Genomic DNA, 17,919 nt, shown 5'->3' on the forward strand with positions numbered 1-17,919 from the left:
GGCGCGCTCAGCCCCATCCCTGGCCCGACCGGCCGCGCTTCGTGTCGCCGCGCTGCTTCTTCTCCCGCAGACGCCGCTCGTTGATGCCCCGCGGAATACGCGTGGCACGCCGGGGCTTGGGCGGCGGCGCGGTCGCCTCGGCGAGGAGCGAGGCGAGCCTGACGGCCGCCATCTCGCGGTTGCGCCACTGCGAGCGGTGCTCGGACGCCCGGACCGACACCACCCCGTTCACCAGGCGTCCCGCCAGCCGCTCCAGCGCGCGCTCCTTCCACACCTCCGGCAGCGCGTCGGTCCTGGCCAGGTCGAAGCGCAGCTCCACCTGGCTGTCGCTGGTGTTCACGTGCTGTCCCCCGGGCCCGGACGACCTGGAGAAACGCCACATGAGCTCGGCCTCCGGCAGGGAGACCGAACCACGGATGACATAGGGCCCGGACATGCGGACCATGATCTCGCGTTGACGCGAGCCCGTCATCCCCATTTCGCGCTCATCCCGCGCCGGACGCGCGGGCGGACCGCCGCCGGGCGGGCGGTGCTCAGCGCTCCGGGCGGCCCCGGCGGCCCTGGCGGCAGCGGTCGGCGGCGGTCAGCAAAGAGGCTTTGGCAAAGAAAGTAAAGGGAGCTGGAACCCGACGGTCCCCTCGTAGCGTTGTGGAGGGTGACGGTAGCTTCGTCGTCAGCACGAAGCCCGACAACTCGACCAGAACAGGAAAGGGACACCCCATGGCTGTAAGCCTGTCCAAGGGCGGCAACGTCTCCCTCACCAAGGAGGCACCGGGCCTGACCGCCGTCACGGTCGGCCTCGGCTGGGACGTCCGCACCACCACCGGCCAGGACTTCGACCTGGACGCGAGCGCGATCGCCGTGAACCCGAGCGGCAAGGTCTTCTCCGACCAGCACTTCGTCTTCTTCAACAACAAGGCGACGCCGGACCAGACCATCGTGCACACCGGCGACAACGTCACCGGTGAGGGCGAGGGCGACGACGAGCAGATCAACGTCAACCTGGCGGGGCTCCCGGCCGACGTTGAGAAGATCGTTTTCCCGGTCTCGATCTACGACGCCGAGTCGCGCAGCCAGAACTTCGGCCAGGTGCGCAACGCGTACATCCGCATCCTCAACCAGGCCGGTGGCGCGGAGATCGCGCGCTACGACCTCAGCGAGGACGCCGCCACCGAGACCGCCATGGTCTTCGGTGAGCTGTACCGCAACGGCGCCGAGTGGAAGTTCCGCGCGGTCGGCCAGGGCTACGCCTCCGGTCTCACGGGCATCGCCCAGGACTTCGGCGTCAGCGTCTGAGAGGTCGTTTCCGTCGGATCTGAGGCACCGGGCGCCGCGGCGTCCCGGTCGCCGACGTCCCTGGGAACCGGCGCTTTCTGAGCACGAGGCACCGCGCGTACCAGCGCCCTGAGTGCGAGGTGACCCGCGTAGCCGGCGATCCGCGGACCAGGTGGTCTGGGTACCAGGTGAGCTGCGTGTGAGGTGATACGAGGAAGCCCCCGGAGCGATCCGGGGGCTTTTTCGTGCCGTCGGGCGGGCGGTGAGCACGGCGGCCGGAGCGGGCGCGGGACAACGGGCCGGAAATCCGGGGCGATTCGAGGGCGGGCGTCAACGTACGGCCCGCGCAGCGCGTCTGTTCGCGTGGCGGGCCGTGCCGACTCCCCTCGGTGCGGCCCCTTCGAGGTTTCCGCCACCGGCCGCGCCACGCCGGACCGCCGGCCCCGCGGCGAACGTTGGACGCCCGGCCTACGGCGTACGACAGTGGAGCCCGCGGCACGCGCTACGCGTACCGCAGGACGCAGAGAGAGGGTTGTTTTCCCATGGCACAGCAGGTGCGCGGCGTCATCGCCCCGGGCAAGGGCGAGCCGGTGCGGGTGGAAACCATCGTGGTGCCGGACCCGGGGCCCAGTGAGGCGGTCGTCCAGGTGCGGGCGTGCGGCGTGTGCCACACCGACCTCCATTACCGGGAGGGCGGCATCAACGACGAGTTCCCGTTCCTCCTCGGGCACGAGGCGGCGGGCGTCGTGGAGTCCGTCGGCGACGGCGTCACCGAGGTCGCCCCGGGGGATTTCGTCATCCTCAACTGGCGTGCGGTGTGCGGCCAGTGCCGCGCCTGTAGCCGTGGCCGTCCGTGGTACTGCTTCGCCACGCACAACGCCACGCAGAAGATGACCCTGCTCGACGGCACCGAACTGACGCCCGCCCTGGGCATCGGGGCGTTCGCCGAGAAGACGCTGGTCGCGGCGGGGCAGTGCACGAAGGTGGACCCGGCGGCCTCCCCGGCCGCCGCCGGGCTGCTCGGCTGCGGGGTGATGGCCGGGCTCGGCGCGGCCATCAACACCGGCAATGTGGGGCGTGGTGACTCGGTCGCCGTCATCGGCTGCGGCGGCGTGGGCAACGCGGCCGTCGCCGGAGCCAGGCTCGCCGGAGCCGCGAAGATCATCGCGGTGGACCTGGACGACCGGAAGCTGGAGCAGGCGCGCGCCCTCGGCGCCACCCACACCGTCAACGGCGGCACCGCGGACGTCGTCAAGAGCGTCCAGGAGCTCACCGGCGGGCACGGCGCCGACGTCGTCATCGACGCGGTCGGCCGCCCCGAGACGTACCAACAGGCTTTCTACGCGCGTGACCTGGCCGGAACCGTCGTCCTCGTCGGGGTGCCCACGCCCGAGATGCGGCTGGAGCTGCCGCTGATCGACGTCTTCGGGCGCGGCGGCGCGCTCAAGTCCTCCTGGTACGGCGACTGCTTGCCGTCCCGCGACTTCCCGCTGCTCATCGACCTCTATCAGCAGGGGCGTCTCGACCTCGACGCGTTCGTCAGCGAGACGATCGCGCTCGACGGCATCGAGGAGGCGTTCGCGAAGATGCACCGCGGCGAGGTGCTGCGTTCGGTGGTGACCCTCTGATGGCCGGTGTCCGCGTCGAACACCTCGTCACCTCCGGCACGTTCTCCCTGGACGGCGGCACTTGGGAGGTCGACAACAACGTCTGGCTCGTCGGCGACGACAGCGAGGTGTACGTCATCGACGCCGCGCACGACGCGCGGGCGATCCTCGCCGCCGTGGGCGGCCGCCGACTGCTCGGCATCGTCTGCACCCACGGCCACGACGACCACATCGACGCCGCCCCCGAGGTCGCCGACCGTACGGGCGCGCCGGTCCTGCTGCACCCGGAGGACGAGGTGCTGTGGCGGATGCGGCACCCGGACCGCACACCGGACGCCCCGCTCGCCGATGGCGATGTCCTCACGGTGGGCGGTACGGAGCTGCGGGTGCTGCACACCCCCGGACACTCGCCCGGCGCGGTCTGCCTGTACGCGCCCGCGCTCGCCTCCTCCGGGCACGGTGCCACCGGCGGCGGGACCGTGTTCTCCGGCGACACCCTCTTCCAGGGCGGCCCCGGCGCCACGGGCCGCTCGTACTCCTCGTTCCCGACGATCATCGACTCGATCCGGGACCGGCTGCTGACGCTGCCGCCGGAAACCGTCGTACGCACCGGGCACGGCGACCCGACGACGATCGGCGCGGAGGCCCCGCAGTTGGCGGAGTGGATCGCGCGCGGCCACTAGCCCGCCGAGGGCCGCCCCGCCACGGGCCGCCAGGAAAGAACAGAGGAAACATAAAAAGCGGAGAAAAACTGAGAAAAGGGGACATAGGGAGAACCGGGCGTGTGTCGCCTGCCGTCCTTGCTGACGAGATCCCTACTTCCGGCGCCACCAGGGAGCCGGAACAGGAAGGAGACGAGCGACATGGCTACCAGGACTCGTCGAATGAGGATGACAGCGGCGGTTCTCGCCATCGGCACGGCGGCGGGCGGAGCGCTGATGGGCCTCGGTGCGGGCGCGGCTCAGGCCGCCGCTCCGCCCACGAAGCCGTACGGCACCGTTACCGCCACGACCGGACTCAATGAGCGTCAGTACCCGAGCACGGATTCCTCGGTCAAAGGCACGCTTGCCCATAAGCAGCAGGTGGGACTCGACTGCAAGGTCCGCGCGCAGAACGTCGCGGGGAATTCCCTCTGGTACAAGGTGCGCGGCCAGGAAAAGTGGGCGGCCGCCCGCTATATGGACAACACCGGCACCGTTCCGTACTGCAAGGACAAGTTCCCCTCAGCGGTGACCAAGAGCGCCGACGCACAGCGGGCCAAGGGCTGAGCCGCCCCTCGCATTACTCCGGTGCAGACCTGGTCCGGGCCGGGCCGGGAATCCCGGGAAACGCAGCGATAACGGCGACCACCGCCCTATCAGCCATATCAGCGGCAAGAGCAGTAAGAGCGGTCACCGCGATCGCGGAACCCTGGCCAGGAAACCCCGTCGGGCATCCGACGGGGTTTTCGCCGTATCGCTCCCTGGTCACCACGGCCCCGCCGTGGGGCCGTCATCCCGGGTACGGTCAGACCGAAGGCTTCCTGACCGCGTGGATCAGGCTCGACCAGTTGTCCTTGCCGTGGCCCAGGGCGATGGCACGGTCGTAGTGGGCCTTGACCGCGCTGGGCAGGGCCGTGTCGATCCCCGCCGCGCGACTGGCACCGACGATGTGGTCGGCGGTCGCCCCCATCATGAGGGCGGTGGCCAGGTCGCCCGGGTGGTCGTCCTCATCGATGGCACGGCTGGCATCGGTGAGATAGGAGGAGACGGCGTCGAAGTTGTCCACAGCGAAGGGCAGGAACTGCGCCGCGGTGACCCCCGCCGACCCGACCAGCGCGATCGCTTGCAGATAGGCGGACAACGACGTCAGGAAGATGCTGAGCTGCGCCTGGTAGTACAGCTGCGCCAAGGCGTGGTCCGTACCCAGGTAGTGGGCCTTTCCGATGAGACCCAGCGTCTGCTCGTGCGCCCGGAAGGCACTCTCCGGGCCGCTGTAGAAGACGTAGGACGGGTCCTTGCCGACCAGCGGCGCCGGGACCATGATGCCGCCCGCGACGAAGGCGGCGGCCCCGCGCTCAGCCGCCCACGCGGCCGCCTCACGGGTCTTCTCCGGGGTGTCGGAGCTGAGGTTGACGATGATCCGGCCGTCGATGGCGTTCCCGGCCGCGCCGAGCACGTCGTACATCGCCTGGTAGTCGGTGAGGCTGAGGATCACCAGTTCGCCCGCGCCCAGGGCGTCGGCCACGGTGTCGGCACGGACCGCGCCCTTGGCCACGACACCGTCCGCCCTGCTCGGCGTCCGGTTCCACACGGTCGTGGGATGACCGTTGCCGAGAAAGACCTCGACCATGGCCTGCCCCATCGGGCCCAGCCCGATCACGGTCACCGGCGCCGCGTTCGTGGTGGTGGCTGAGGTGGAAGTGGAGGGGGAGCTGGAGGTGTTCATCAAGTTCTGCCGTCTCATGGGTGGGGTGCGTGAAGTGAAGTGACGTGATGTGATGTGACGTGATGTGACGTGATGTGACGTGAAGAGAGGTGGGTGTGGTGAGCGGAGCCGGTGAAGCGGCCTGTCGAGTACGGGCCTGGTGGTCCGGATGTCGGCGGCGCGCTCGCCGTCCGTCCGCGGCCTGGGCTCGACTCTGCCGAGGGCCGCGCACGGTTCGCTGACGGTCCGCGCACGACGGGCTGCGGTCGTTGTCACTGGCGCGGGCTACGGTGACCTCGTGCGATTCGGAGTGCTCGGCCCGCTGACGGTGTGGACGGCGGACGGCCGTCCCGTCCGCGTGCCCGAAGCGAAGGTGCGCGCCCTGCTGGCGGCCCTGCTCGTCGACCCGGGGCGTACGGTGTCCGCCGACCGGCTGGTCGAGGACCTCTGGGGCGCCCGGCCGCCGGGCAATCCCGCCAACACGCTCCAGACCAAGGTGTCCCAGCTGCGCAGGGCGCTGCGCGCGGCGCAGCCGGACAGCGGCGAGCTGGTCGTCCACCAGGCACCGGGGTACGCCCTGCGGGTCGAGCCGGACGACGTCGACTCCGGCCGGTTCCGGGCGCTGGTGACGCGGGCCCGGCAGACCGGGGAACCCCGCGCGCGGGCGGAGCTGCTGGCGGACGCGCTGGCGCTCTGGCGCGGGCCCGCGTTCGCCGACTTCTCCGACGAGCCGTTCACCGGCTCAGCGATACAGCGCCTCGAAGAGGAACACCTGACCGCGGTGGAGGAGCACGCCGAAGCCCGGCTCGAACTCGGTGAGCACCGCTCGCTGTCCGGTGAACTCGGCGATCTGGTCGCCAGGTACCCGCTACGGGAACGGCTCCGCGCGATCCAGTTGCGCGCCCTGTACGGCGCCGGTCGGCAGAGCGAAGCGCTGGCGGGCTTCGCGGACGCGCGCGACCACCTCAGCCGGGAGCTCGGCCTCGACCCCGGCCCCGAGCTCGTCTCCCTCCACCAGGCGATCCTGACGCAGGACCCGGCTCTCGGCGCACCGGCAGCGGCGCCGGCCCAGCGCCCCGCTACGAACCTGCCGGCCCCCATGACCGACCTGGTGGGCCGGGAGCAGCAGTTGCAGCAGGTCAGCTCGCTGCTCGACACGGCGCGCCTGGTCACCCTGACCGGGCCCGGCGGCGTCGGCAAGACACGGCTGGCCATCGCGGCCGCGCAGCGGCTGGCCGGCGCCTTCCCTGACGGTGTGCGGCTCGTCGAGCTGGCCGGACTCGGCAAGTCCGCCGACACCGACGTCAGGGACGCGCTGGAGCACACGGTGCTCGCCGCGCTGGGCATCCGGGAGGACGCCCCTGGCGGGCCGCTGCCCGCGGCCGGGCAGCCGGCCCCCGCCGACCGCCTCGACAACGCCTTGCGCCCCCAGCGGCTGCTGCTCGTCCTGGACAACTGCGAGCATGTGGCCGGTCCTGTGGCCGCGCTGGCCGACCGGCTGCTGCGGGCCGCCCCGGGGCTGCGGGTCCTCGCGACGAGCCAGGAAGTGCTCGCGGTCGCGGGCGAGGCAGTGCTGCCCGTACCGCCTCTCGACGTCTGTCAGGACCCGGAGACGGCGGAGCTCGCCGTCATCCGGGAGGGCAGTGCGGTGCGGCTGTTCGCGATGCGTGCGGCCGCCGCGTCCCCCGGATTCGTCATCGACGCGTCCAACGCGCGTGCCGTCGCCACCATCTGCCGCCGCCTGGACGGCATACCGCTCGCCTTGGAGCTGGCCGCCACGCGGCTGCGGATGCTCGGCGTGGCCGGGTTGGAGGCGCGACTGGACGACCGTTTCCGGCTGCTGACCAGCGGACACCGGGCCGCCCCCGCCCGGCAGCAGACCCTGCGCGCGATGATCGACTGGAGCTGGGAGCTGCTGACGGCGGACGAGCGCCTCGTCCTGCGCCGCCTGGTCGTCCACATCGACGGATGCACCCTCGAAGCGGCCGAAGCCGTCTGCTCGGGTGACGGCGTGGAACCCGGTGACGTGCTCGGCCTGCTGGGCCGCCTGGTCGACCGGTCGCTGGTCGTCTCCGCCGAGGACCCGCGGACGGGGACCCGCCGCTACCGGCTGCTGGAGACGATCTCCGCGTACTGCCGCCAGCAGCCGTCCGGACCTGACGAACCCAAGCGGCTACGGCAGCGCCACAGCCACTACTACACCGCCCTGGCAGAACGCGCCGACCCGCACCTACGCGGCCCTGACCAGCAACGATGGCTCACCCTCCTGGACGCGGACGCCGCCAACCTGCGCGCCGCCCTCGGCAGCGCGCTCGCGCACCCGGCGCCGGACGCCCCGACCGCGCTGCGGCTGGTCAACGCCCTCGCCTGGTACTGGCTGCTACGGGGCCGGTTCAGCGAGGCCAGACGGGCGCTGGCGGCGGCGCTGGCCGCGGCACCCGCCGGGGCCGAGGGCGTGTCGCGTACGGCGCGGGCCAGGGCGGTGGCGTGGGACGCCGGTTACGCGCTCCTGAGCGGCGACGGCGCGGCGCCCGGGGACCCGGAGCACTGGCGGCGGATCGATGACCGGAGCGAACGCGCACGCGCCCGCTGGTTCGACACCTACGCCCGGACGGCCGTCGCCGACATCTCCGCCAGTGAGGCGGCGGCGGAGGAGCTGCTGGCGGAGTTCCGCGCGCTCGGCGACCGCTGGGGCGTGGCCGCCGTGCTCACCGACAGGGCCCATCACGCGATGAACCGGGGCGACCTCACCGTGGCCCGCCGCGACGCGACGCGCGGCGACGAGCTCTTCGCTGAACTCGGCGACAGCTGGGGCCGCGTCCAGGCGGCCTTCGTCCTCGGCACGACCGCCGGGATCGCCGGGGAGTACGAGGAGGCCACCCGCCGGTATCAGCAGGGGCTGCGGATGGCGGAGGAGCTCGGCCTGTGGGCCGAGGTCTCCTACCAGATGTCCTGGCTCGGCCGCATAGCGCTGCTCGACCGCGACTACGCGCGAGCCCGCGAACTGCACGAGGGGGCGATGCGGCTCGCCGCCGAGCAGAGCTTCACACCGGGCGAGATGTACGCGAGGACCGGGCTGGCCATGGGCGCGCGCAAGGAGGGCGAACTCGACGTCGCCGAGGACCACCTGCGCCGCGTGCTGAAGTGGCACCGCCTGACCGAGTTCGAACCGGGCAACAGCCTCATCCTGGCCGAGCTGGGTTTCGTCGCCGAACAGCGCGGTGACGCGGAAACGGCGCGCACGCTGCACAGGGAAGCCCTCGCCATCGCCGAGCGCTTCGGCGGCCCACGGGCGGTCGCGCTCCCCCTGGAAGGACTCGCCGCAGCCGAGGCGCTGGCCGGACAGCACCACCGCGCCGCCCGCCTGCTCGGAGCGGCGGCAGCGGCACGCGACTCGGTCGGAGCGCCATTGCCCGCAGCCGAACGCGGCGACGTCGACCGCGCCACGGCGACAGCGCGCGAGGCTCTCGGTCCGGACACCTTCGCAGCCGAGTTCGCGCACGGCAGCGCCCTGACCCCGGACGAGTGGGGCGCCCTGGCCAGACGGGCACCGGCCGCATGTGGAGGGGGCGGCTCGGTTGCCGTGGCACCATCAATGACGTGATTGACCTGGGCTACTCCCTCTCCCGCCGTTTTCCTGACCCGCCGCAGACGGACTACCGGACCGCCAGCGTGCACGCACTCCGGCACGACCTGTTCTGCGGAGACGTCTACCTCGCCGACACCAAGACGGACCGGGAGCTGTCCACAGCCTGGGGGTGGGTGCCCGTGCTGGACTTCGCGTGGGCGCTCTGCGACATCATGGAGCGCCTCGACCAGGACCCGCGCGGCAACCGGTCGGCGCGGCCGCAGCGCGCCGAGCTGGACTTCACCGAGTCCGCCGACCGGATGCTCTTCGAGCGGCGTTTCGGCTGGGTGGAGGTCACCGCCGACTGGGTACCGCTCGAAGAACCACCGCTGAACTTCAACCATGGCGCGCTGCGCCGTGAGGCCCGCGACTTCCTGCACGACCTGATCGCCGACCTCGCCGACATGCACGAGGGGCTGGCCGACAACCCGGTGGTGTGGGACTTGCAGAGCCGGTTCAAACGGGTCTGACCAGGGGCGGGCGAACGCTCACCGCCCCTCGCCGTCACTGCCCCTCGCCGTCACTGCCCCTCGCCGTCACCGTCCCTCGTCCTCACCGCCCTCCGCCGTCACCGGTCCTCGTCGCCGGTCCTCGTGTCGTCGCCGCCGGTTCTGTCACTCCTCCCCTTCCGCCGCGGTCCAGCCGTCGACCCTGACGCCTATCTGGGCCGCGAACGCGGGGGCCAGTTCGAGCAGTTGGGTGGCGCTGATCACCGCGCCGGACAGCGCTTCGACGCCGCGTGCGATGTCCAGCCCGACGACGTCCCGTAGATCCACATCCGTCATCTTGGCGCCCGTGAAGTCGACGCGGCGCAGCGTGCAGTCCGCGAAGGAGACCCGTTCCAGCGTCGCGCCGCCGAAGTCGGCTTCGACCAGCACGCAGCCCTCGAAGGTCACGTCCTTGAGCTTCGCCCGCCGCAGATTCAGGTAGTCGATCTTCCCGCCCCTCAGCAGGACCCGCTCCAAGACCGCGCCATGCAGTTGGGTGCCGCCCAGCCGGGCGTCGGTCAGCTCCACGTCACGCAGCGACGCCGACGCCAGGTCCGCGCCCACTCCGTGCACTCCTTCGAGCACGCAGTCGATGAAGCGGGCGGTGCCGAGCACAGTGTCGTCCAGCGAGCAGCGCCGTATCGCGCAGTCCAGGAACCGGGCCCCGGGCGCCGCCTGGCCCCGCAGGTCCAGGCCGGTCAGCTCGAACCCGTCGTAGTCGCCCTCGGCCACCAGCTCCGCGTCCTCGTAGGGCCGCAGCTCGGGTAGCGACACCACCGGCCGCCGGGGCTCCCGCACGCCGTCACGCGCCTTCCGCGCTCCCCCGCCTCCCCCAGGAACGCGGGCCCGCCTCTGCCCGGCTTTCGCTCCCGGTTCCGGCCCGGGTCCCTCGCCCCGTGCCTGTCGCTGCGCTCGCCCCTGCACTCGTCCTGTCTTCGGCACTCGCCACCGCCTTTCCCTCCCCATCGTGAGCCACGGGTCTGACATCGCCCCGGAGGACGCGGTCGGCCGACCCTTGACCTCAACAATGGTTCACGTTGGAGGCTGGGCGCATGACGCAGAGGCCAGCGGCCTCACGACCTACGGAGGAACCGCCATGTACGCCATTCGCCTGCACGCCTTCGGACCGGCCGAGAACCTGACGTACGAGCAGACGCGGGACCCGGAGCCCGCACCCGGCCAGGTCCGTATCAAGGTCGCCGCCGCCGGGGTCCACGTCATCGACACCACGTTCCGCTCGGGCGACCCGAAGGGCCCGTACGCGCTGCCGGAGCTGCCCACCATCCCCGGGCGCGAGGTCGCCGGCACGGTCGACAAGCTGGGCGAGGGAGTGGCCGGGGAGTGGCTGGGCCGCCGGGTCGTGGCACACCTCGGGATGGCGCCCGGCGGTTACGCCGAGCTGGCGGTCGTCGGCGTGGAGAAGCTGCACCCGCTCCCCGACGACCTGCCCGATGACCACGCCATCGCCATGATCGGTACGGGCCGTACGACCATGGGCATTCTGCGCTTGGCCGAACTGACCGCCGAGGACGTGGTGATCGTCACCGCGGCGGCGGGCGGCATCGGCTCGCTGCTGGTGCAGTACGCCAAGAACGTCGGGGCGACGGTCGTCGGCGTCGCCGGCGGCCCGGCCAAGGTGCGGCAGGTGAGCGAGCTGGGCGCGGATATCGCCCTCGACTACAACGCGCCCGACTGGACGGAGAAGGCCCGCGCCGCTCTCGACGGCCGCCCGGCGACCGTCGTCTTCGACGCGGTCGGCGGCGAACTGGGCCTCGGCGCCGTGGACCTGCTCGGCCCCGGTGGGCGCCATCTCGTCTACGGCTGGGTCGCCGGTGGTCCGTTGGAGCTGTCGGACGAGGAGTTGAAGCGGCGCGGCATCACGTCCAAGGGCGTGGTCGGCAAGCCGATGCTCGATCTCGTGGGCGGCCTGGAGGGGCTGCGCGTGCTGGAGGAGGAGTCCATGGCGCAGGCCGCCGCGGGCAAGCTCGTACCGTTGGTACACCGCTTCCCGCTCGCGGAGGCCGGGGCGGCCCACCACGCCATCGAGACGCGCGGGACGGTCGGCAAGGTCGTCCTCGTCCCGTAGTGGCGTGTCCTCGTCCCGCAGCGGTGTAAGCGCCTACGTAGCGGCGTAGGGCCTCCACGCCAGGCCGGCCGATCCGGAATCGGCCGGTCAGCCGGGCCCCGCTCCGGCCGGCTCGTCCGGCCCGGCGAGGGCCCGGAGGCGGCCCGGACAGTCGAGTCCGGATCAGCTCAGCTCGTTCAGCTCACCAACCGCAGTTCGCGGGGGCTGTTGTTCAACCGCCTTCCGCCTGTCTCCGTGCAGGTCACGATGTCCTCGATACGGACACCGAACCGGCCCTTGAGGTAGATACCGGGCTCGATCGAGAAGCACATGCCCGGCACCAGCGGCAGGTGCTCGCCCTCCACCATGTACGGCGGCTCGTGGGTGGTGACCCCGATGCCGTGCCCCACGCGGTGGATGAAGTACTCCCCGTACCCCGTCTCGGCGATCACGCGGCGTGCCACCCGGTCGATCTCCTGGCAGGCGACTCCCGGGCGGACGGCGTCGAATGCCGCTTGCTGCGCCTCGCGGACGATGTCGTGGACCTTGCGCTCCTCTGAGGTCGGTTCGCCGACGTGCACCGTGCGGGTCGTGTCCGACCCGTAGCCGTCCTTCAGGCCGCCAAAGTCGAGGACGATCATGTCGCCGTCCTCGATGATCCGGTCCCCCGCCGTGTGGTGCGGGTTCGCTCCGTTCGGGCCCGAGCCGACGATGGTGAAGTCCACCTGGCTGTGGCCGTGTTCACGTAGCAGCCCGGCGAGGTCGGTGGCGATGTCAGCCTCCGTGCGCCCGGCGAACCGCACCTCGACGATCTGCTCGTACGTGGCGTCGGCGGCGGCTCCGGCGGCCGCGAGCCGCTGGATCTCGTGCGCGTCCTTGACCGCACGCAGCATCGGCAGCACCGCCGAGAGCGCGGAGTAGCTCGTGCCGGGCAAGGTCCGCTGAAGACCGATCAGGTGCACGGCCCAGGCGGAGTCGGCGACGCCGTAACGGCCCTGCGGGGTGAGCAGCTTCCCGGCCGCCTCGTACGGGTCGTCGCCGTCGGTCCAGCTGATCAGCTCCATCGCCCCGGCGCCGCGCGACGCCGCCGCGTCGGGGCGCTCCAGCGCGGGCACCAGCAGCTGTGGCGTGCGGTCGGGCGTGATGAGCAGGGCCGTGAGCCGTTCCGTGATGGCGGGAGGCTGGTAGCCGCAGAGGTGGACGAGGTCAGGACCAGGCGTGACAACCAGCCCGGCGAGCCCCGCGTCCAGTGCCGCACGGCTTGCTCGGGCCATCCGGGCGGCGTAGTCCTCGCGGGTCATGGGGGCTGGCTGGTCAGCGATGGCGGCCATGTCTCTCCTCCGGGCAGGTCTGGACAGGCGGGGTCCGGACGAGGCGGGTGCTGAGCTTCCTCAGCATCCCGCAGCGCACCGCACCCCGCGAGATGGTCGTGGGGGAGGAGGGAATCCTCAGTCAGCGCTCACCGCTCACCGGTCGGCGGGTCACCAGTCGGCGTTCCCCAGTCGCCGCTCGCCGCTCGCCGGTCGCCGGTCGCCGGTCGCCCGTCATGAAGCGCCACGGCACTGGATCAGGTCCTGGGGCTCAGTCCGGAAAGCCGCGGCCGATGCGTACCGCCGCGTCCACCAACTCGCTGACGTGCATCCGCCCGGCGCTGCTCGGCATGCGGGTCCCGGGCCAGTACGCCGACAGCGCGGCGACCACGCGGCCGCCGGGCCCGTACACCGGGGCCGCGACCTCGGCGCCCTCACGCTTGCGCACGTCGATGCTCTGCGCCCAGCCCTGCCGCCGGACGCCGGAGAGGGTGGCGGCCGTGAACCGCGACCCGCGCAGCATCTCGTGCAGCACCTCGGGCTCCTCCCAGGCGAGCAGCACCTGCGAGGTGGGGCCCGCGTTCATCGGGAACGCCGCGCCGACGGGCACCGAGTCGTACGGCCCGGTCGAGTCGTAGGAGGGGGCAGGTGCGGCGGCCACACAGATCCGCAGGTTGCCACGGCGCCGGTAGAGGCGGGCGTTCGCCCCGGTCAGGTCCCTCAGCTCGGACAGCACCGGATTGGCGACCGTCAGCAGCCGGTCCTGGCATGCCTGGACGGCCATCAGCCCCAGTCGCGGCCCCAGGATGAAGCGGCCGTGCTTGTCTCTGGCGAGCAGCCGCAGCCGCTCCAGCGCCAGCACCAGACGGTGGGCCGTCGGGCGCTTCAGGCCGGTGTCCGCCACCAACCTCGTCAACGATGCCGGGCCTGCTTCAAGGACACCCAGCAGAAGTGATGCTTTGTCGAGGACACCGACTCCGCTCAGTGTCTGCTCGGCCGTCAGCATCTTCTCGGGACTAGTCGTCGTCATGCGTGTGTCTCCTCATCGGACCGGTCACCGATGTCTGCCAGTGACCGTCCACAACCACGGCTTCGTTGCGGATGTTGAGCGATACGGGCGGAGGTTCGACGTGACTGGGGGAAGACGGTCGAACCTCCGCCACCGCTGGCGCTCCGGGCGGAGTAGCCACCGGTGGGATTCATCATCCTTAAGTCGGCGCGGATTCCCATTCCCACGGACATGTCTATCCGTCCGGATCGAACGCCCGCAATGACCACTACAGGAAGCTGCCAGCCGTCAGCAGCCCCCAGCAATAGTTTGTCTTCCGCTCTTTCCGGCAGCACTGAACCTCAACGCCGTTCACCGGCAACACAGCTGACACGCCACCGCCCGGGCGACGAGACCGTACGCCACGCCCCCGGCTCCCCGCGCCCCCGCGCGGGTGGCGATGGCCGGTCGGCGGGTCCTACCCCGCCGCCCGCCGCACCTCGCCCCGTTCCGCGGCGCGCGAAGGGGCGTTCTGCTGGGGGACGGCGGGCAGCAGGCCCAGTTCGGCCGCCCTGACTCCCGCCTGGAAGCGGGAGTCCGCGTCGAGCAGCGCCATCATCTCCGCGACGTAGCGGCGGTAGGTACGCACCGAGACCGACAGCTCGCGTGCGGCGACCTCGTCGGTGACACCGAGCCGCAGCCACTCCAGGATCTGCCGCAGCATCCGCGTACGGGAGCCGTCGCCGAAGTCGAGGTGCTCCGTCGCCGCGAGGGCGTTGCGCCAGACGCCGGTGAAGAGGGTCTGGAGTGTCTCGATGACACCGGGGTCGCGGATGGTGGACGCCCGGCGGCCGACCGCCGAGTCCGCGCAGACCAGAGCGGCTCTGCCGTCCACAAGCACGGCCGCGAGCAGCGGTATCCGGGCGACGCGGATCTCCAGTGGCACGGGACCGTTCCCGTGGCGCTGGGCGAACTGGTCGTCGAGCGCGTTCTCGCTGCACAGCACGCGGACTCGCACCGCGCGGCGCGGCACGCCGTAGCCACTGCCGCCGTGGCCGCCGAGGGCAGCGGTCCCCACTCCGGGCCTGGCTCCGCCCTGAGCTCCGGAAGCGGAAGCGGAAGCAGAAGCGGGAGCCGCAGCAGAAGCAGAAGCCGCCAGCAGCCATTCACTCAGCACGGCGTACAGCACATGAGAATGCGCGGCATCCGCTGCGAGCACGAAGTCAATGTTTTCCTCGGCCTCATCCATCAGCCGTCTGGCAGCGGCCAGGATTTCATTGTCGTGGGCGCCGACGGACGCTACCCAGGAATTTCGTGACTGGCGGTCGCGATGCTTCACCACCGTGGATTCCACGAGCGCCCTGACCGCCATGAGTTCCTGCGCTATATCGTCCTCTCCAGGCTCTGCTTCGGCGCCTGGCCCCGTTGTTACGAATTCTCTCAACTCATTCACCCCGTGAGTTTCGCCCCGTGAGATACAGCTGCTGGTGATGCCTTCGGTGTGCGTCAGTCACACCGGGCGAGCAACCCCAGTTCGTACGCCCGTACACCCGCCTGGAAGCGGGAGTTGGCCCCTACTTCGCGCATGATCGCCGCGACGTGGCGGCGGTAGGTCCGCAGCGAGACCTGGATCTCCCTGGCCGCCACATCGTCCGTGCGCCCGGCCCGCAGCCGGTCCAGGATCTTGCGCGCCGAGTCCGTACGCAGCCGCTCGGCCAGCCGCAGATGCTCAGCGATCGGCATCGCGGTGCGCCAGGCGGCGGCGAACATCAGGTCGAGGACGCGGACGGACGCGGGGTCCTCGATGACCGAGGCGTACCGGCCGTCCTGGTCGGGCCCGGAGCGTACGAACGCGGTGCGGCCGTCCACGATCACCCCGCCCTGCAAGTCACCGCTCTCGACGCGGGCCTCGTAGCCGACCGGCCCGCGCCGCGCGGCCGCGCCCACGCCCGCCAGCTCCAGGGTGTCCGCCGCGCACAGCATCCGTACGGCGATGCCACGGCCGCCGAGCACACTGAACTGGCTGAGCAGCGGCGCGAGCAGCCGGGCCCGCTCCGGGCAGCTCGGCACGATGACGCTGACGCTGTGCCGGGCCCGGTCCAGCAGCTGCTCGACCGTCTGCCGCACGGCGGAACCATCGGTCGCGAACATGACGGGCGCGGGCCGCTCGTTGCTACGGCGGCGCATCGAGACGGCCGACTCGATCAGCTCGCACACCTGGCGCAGCGCGTACTCGACCCCGTCGGAGCCCCTCGTCTCCTCGACGGGTTCGACGACCCCGGGCCCGGCGACTGACGCGGGTGCGAAGGCTGCGGCGGATGCCGCGGTCCTGGCAGGTGCCGCCGTCGCCCCCCGCCCCTCTCCCCGCATCGCGGCGAGCGCCGCCGGCGCGGCGGGCCTGGCGGACCGCGCGGGTCCGGCGGGCGCGGTGAGGCCGGTGAGATCAGTGGAGCCGGTGGGGCCGGTGGGGCCTGCCAGTCCGGTCGGTGCCGCGCGACCAGTGGGCGATGCGGGCCCGGTGGTGGCAGCGGTGACAGCGGTGCCGCGCAGGTCATCCCCCGTGGTGACCTGCGCGGCGCCCCGCCTCGCCCCCGCCTCCCGGCCGGGAGCGCCCGCGCCGTAGTCCAGGCGTGTGCCGCCTCCCCAACGCCGGCAGTCCCACAGACCGCCGCTCGCGTACGGGGCCTTGGTCGCCCACGTAGCCGGGCCCGGACCCGAGCCTGAGCCCGGACCTGAACCCGGGCCCGGTTGCAGGGCTGCGGCCGCGCCCTTTTCCAAGCGGTTATCCGGGCCCTTGTCCTGAAGAGGGACCGAGACCGAAACCGGACCGGCCTCCAGGTCCGCCGCCAGTTCTGATACCAAGTCCGAAACCGGATGACTATCCGGGCCCGTATCCGTGCTCTGAGACATCGTCGCCATTTTTGCCATGACTCCCCCATGCGATGCGCGGCGCGGCGTTCCCCGAACGTGCCAAGACACTTCGAACACACAGGCGGGTCTCATCAGCCGCAGTGACCGTAGATTCCGGATGATTGAAAGTGCAATGACGAGTCCGATGACTTGCCTTCGCGTCCACCTGTGCGCCACTCGTTCATAACGCGCGAGCTCCCACCCGCGATCCGAACCGCTTTCGTGGCTGGAAAACCGCCACGCCCACTGTGGCGCGAGATTAGTTCGCTGGCTGCGACCCAGTCAACGCGCACCAGTTCGCAAAGAAAGTGCAAAGCAGCCGTTGTGTACCGGCCCTGTCACAGACCCGTCCCGACGCTGCGGCCCGCCCGTCAGCTTCCTGCAACCAGCGGCCGAACCCTGCGTACCAGTCCGCCGCTCGCATAACACCACGCGCACGTGTCGCGACGTTCGGCGAACTTCCCCGGCCATGCTGTCCGGTTGTTGACAGCCGAACAAGCCAAGTGGCAAGTATGTGTCAGTCACGGAATTTTTATGTGCCTCCGGATCAGCCGCCCCCGCAGGACGGCTGGTACGACCGCGTCCCACACGTCACACGCGCCACGCACCGTGACGCATGGAGGTACGCGCATACCCAGCCACTCGCCAGTCCGCCCCGTCCGCGCCGTGGCCGCACCGCCCGCGCGTGCGGCGCCCCGCACGGGGCGCAAAAGCACCGCTCCCACCGCTTCCACCGCTCCCCCAGCACGCTCCGGCGCGCGGCAGGAGGCATCGTCGGGCGGTGGCGCGCCTCCGCCCGACGGTTACGCTAGGGACAGCGGTGCCCCTCAGGGGCCCGCGCGGCGGTGGGGCCCGCCGTGCCCAACCGCGACACCCACCAGATCGCCGCATCGCCTCCTCCCCGAGCCGGAGAGGGAGACGGAGGGAAATGGGGTCGGTGTCGCCAACGGTCCCTACTCGCGACATGGCGCGCCCGCGCCTGCCCAACGAGTAGGAGGCAGCCTGTGAACAACCAGCCTGTGAACAACCCCGGACACCTGACGGACGGACCGCTCAACTCCACCGAGTCCGCTGTCGCCTCGGTCCACCCCGCCATCCCTTCGGGCGGCTCAGCGTCCCCGGTCGGCGGACCGGCCGGCGGACCGGCCGAACCCGAGGGTCCGGCTCCCCTTCCGGCCTTTCCCGCCCCTCCCGCCCCTCCCGTCCGTACGAGACAACGCGCGCGGGCGCGCGTCCCGTGGA

General features: G+C 71.5%; 14 protein-coding genes. 7 read left to right on the forward strand and 7 right to left on the reverse strand.

The window, feature by feature from the left end; genetic code table 11:
* Positions 1–7 precede the first annotated feature (7 nt).
* Positions 8–436, reverse strand: coding sequence for an alternative ribosome rescue aminoacyl-tRNA hydrolase ArfB (gene arfB / locus AC5P1B_RS10345; RefSeq protein ID WP_493886407.1), 429 nt, complete (start codon positions 434–436; stop codon positions 8–10).
* A gap of 284 nt (positions 437–720) precedes the next feature.
* Here arfB and AC5P1B_RS10350 point away from each other — a divergent pair, with 284 nt between their 5' ends.
* The 4 genes from AC5P1B_RS10350 to AC5P1B_RS10365 all read left to right on the forward strand — a co-directional run bounded on the left by AC5P1B_RS10350 (position 721) and on the right by AC5P1B_RS10365 (position 4,150).
* A complete protein-coding gene (locus tag AC5P1B_RS10350) occupies positions 721–1,296 on the forward strand; it encodes a TerD family protein (RefSeq protein ID WP_493886408.1) in 576 nt (191 codons plus the stop codon).
* Positions 1,297–1,817: 521 nt separating this feature from the next.
* Positions 1,818–2,903 (forward strand): S-(hydroxymethyl)mycothiol dehydrogenase, encoded by a 1,086-nt coding sequence (locus AC5P1B_RS10355; protein WP_493886409.1) that lies wholly within the window; start codon positions 1,818–1,820, stop codon positions 2,901–2,903.
* On the forward strand, positions 2,903–3,565 hold the full coding sequence (locus tag AC5P1B_RS10360; RefSeq protein ID WP_493886410.1) for an MBL fold metallo-hydrolase: 663 nt from the start codon (positions 2,903–2,905) through the stop codon (positions 3,563–3,565). The genes AC5P1B_RS10355 and AC5P1B_RS10360 overlap by 1 nt, the downstream gene beginning before the upstream one ends.
* A gap of 180 nt (positions 3,566–3,745) precedes the next feature.
* Complete coding sequence (locus AC5P1B_RS10365; RefSeq protein ID WP_493886411.1) at positions 3,746–4,150, forward strand: SH3 domain-containing protein; 405 nt, start codon at positions 3,746–3,748, stop codon at positions 4,148–4,150.
* Positions 4,151–4,388: 238 nt separating this feature from the next.
* Here the strand turns inward: AC5P1B_RS10365 and AC5P1B_RS10370 are convergent, their stop codons facing one another.
* The gene (locus AC5P1B_RS10370) at positions 4,389–5,309 is read right to left on the reverse strand and encodes an NAD(P)-dependent oxidoreductase (protein WP_493886604.1); all 921 of its coding nucleotides are present in this window, start codon (positions 5,307–5,309) and stop codon (positions 4,389–4,391) included.
* Between the two features lie 277 nt (positions 5,310–5,586).
* On the opposite strand from AC5P1B_RS10370, the gene AC5P1B_RS10375 reads away from it, so the two are divergent.
* Together AC5P1B_RS10375 and AC5P1B_RS10380 are read left to right on the forward strand one after the other, a co-directional pair.
* Positions 5,587–8,892: an AfsR/SARP family transcriptional regulator gene (locus AC5P1B_RS10375; RefSeq protein ID WP_493886412.1), complete on the forward strand. Its 3,306-nt coding sequence runs from the start codon at positions 5,587–5,589 to the stop codon at positions 8,890–8,892.
* On the forward strand, positions 8,889–9,386 hold the full coding sequence (locus AC5P1B_RS10380; RefSeq protein ID WP_493886413.1) for a hypothetical protein: 498 nt from the start codon (positions 8,889–8,891) through the stop codon (positions 9,384–9,386). The genes AC5P1B_RS10375 and AC5P1B_RS10380 overlap by 4 nt, the downstream gene beginning before the upstream one ends.
* Before the next feature lie 144 nt (positions 9,387–9,530).
* On the opposite strand, the gene AC5P1B_RS10385 is transcribed toward AC5P1B_RS10380, so the two are convergent.
* Positions 9,531–10,202: a pentapeptide repeat-containing protein gene (locus AC5P1B_RS10385; RefSeq protein WP_493886414.1), complete on the reverse strand. Its 672-nt coding sequence runs from the start codon at positions 10,200–10,202 to the stop codon at positions 9,531–9,533.
* A 298-nt stretch (positions 10,203–10,500) separates the two neighbouring features.
* Here AC5P1B_RS10385 and AC5P1B_RS10390 point away from each other — a divergent pair, with 298 nt between their 5' ends.
* The gene (locus AC5P1B_RS10390; RefSeq protein WP_493886415.1) at positions 10,501–11,490 is read left to right on the forward strand and encodes a zinc-binding dehydrogenase; all 990 of its coding nucleotides are present in this window, start codon (positions 10,501–10,503) and stop codon (positions 11,488–11,490) included.
* A 176-nt stretch (positions 11,491–11,666) separates the two neighbouring features.
* Here the strand turns inward: AC5P1B_RS10390 and AC5P1B_RS10395 are convergent, their stop codons facing one another.
* The 4 genes from AC5P1B_RS10395 to AC5P1B_RS10410 form a co-directional block, all read right to left on the reverse strand.
* A complete protein-coding gene (locus AC5P1B_RS10395) occupies positions 11,667–12,800 on the reverse strand; it encodes an aminopeptidase P family protein (RefSeq protein WP_493886417.1) in 1,134 nt (377 codons plus the stop codon).
* Between the two features lie 250 nt (positions 12,801–13,050).
* Complete coding sequence (locus AC5P1B_RS10400; protein ID WP_493886418.1) at positions 13,051–13,809, reverse strand: IclR family transcriptional regulator; 759 nt, start codon at positions 13,807–13,809, stop codon at positions 13,051–13,053.
* 436 nt (positions 13,810–14,245) lie between these two features.
* Complete coding sequence (locus AC5P1B_RS10405) at positions 14,246–14,986, reverse strand: helix-turn-helix transcriptional regulator (protein WP_493886419.1); 741 nt, start codon at positions 14,984–14,986, stop codon at positions 14,246–14,248.
* A gap of 287 nt (positions 14,987–15,273) precedes the next feature.
* Positions 15,274–16,629 carry a helix-turn-helix transcriptional regulator gene (locus AC5P1B_RS10410; RefSeq protein WP_493886420.1) on the reverse strand — a complete coding sequence of 452 codons (1,356 nt, stop codon included), beginning with the start codon at positions 16,627–16,629 and terminating at the stop codon, positions 15,274–15,276.
* Between the last annotated feature and the right edge of the window lie 1,290 nt (positions 16,630–17,919).

It is taken from the genome of Streptomyces sp. A01 (genome assembly GCF_059026195.1).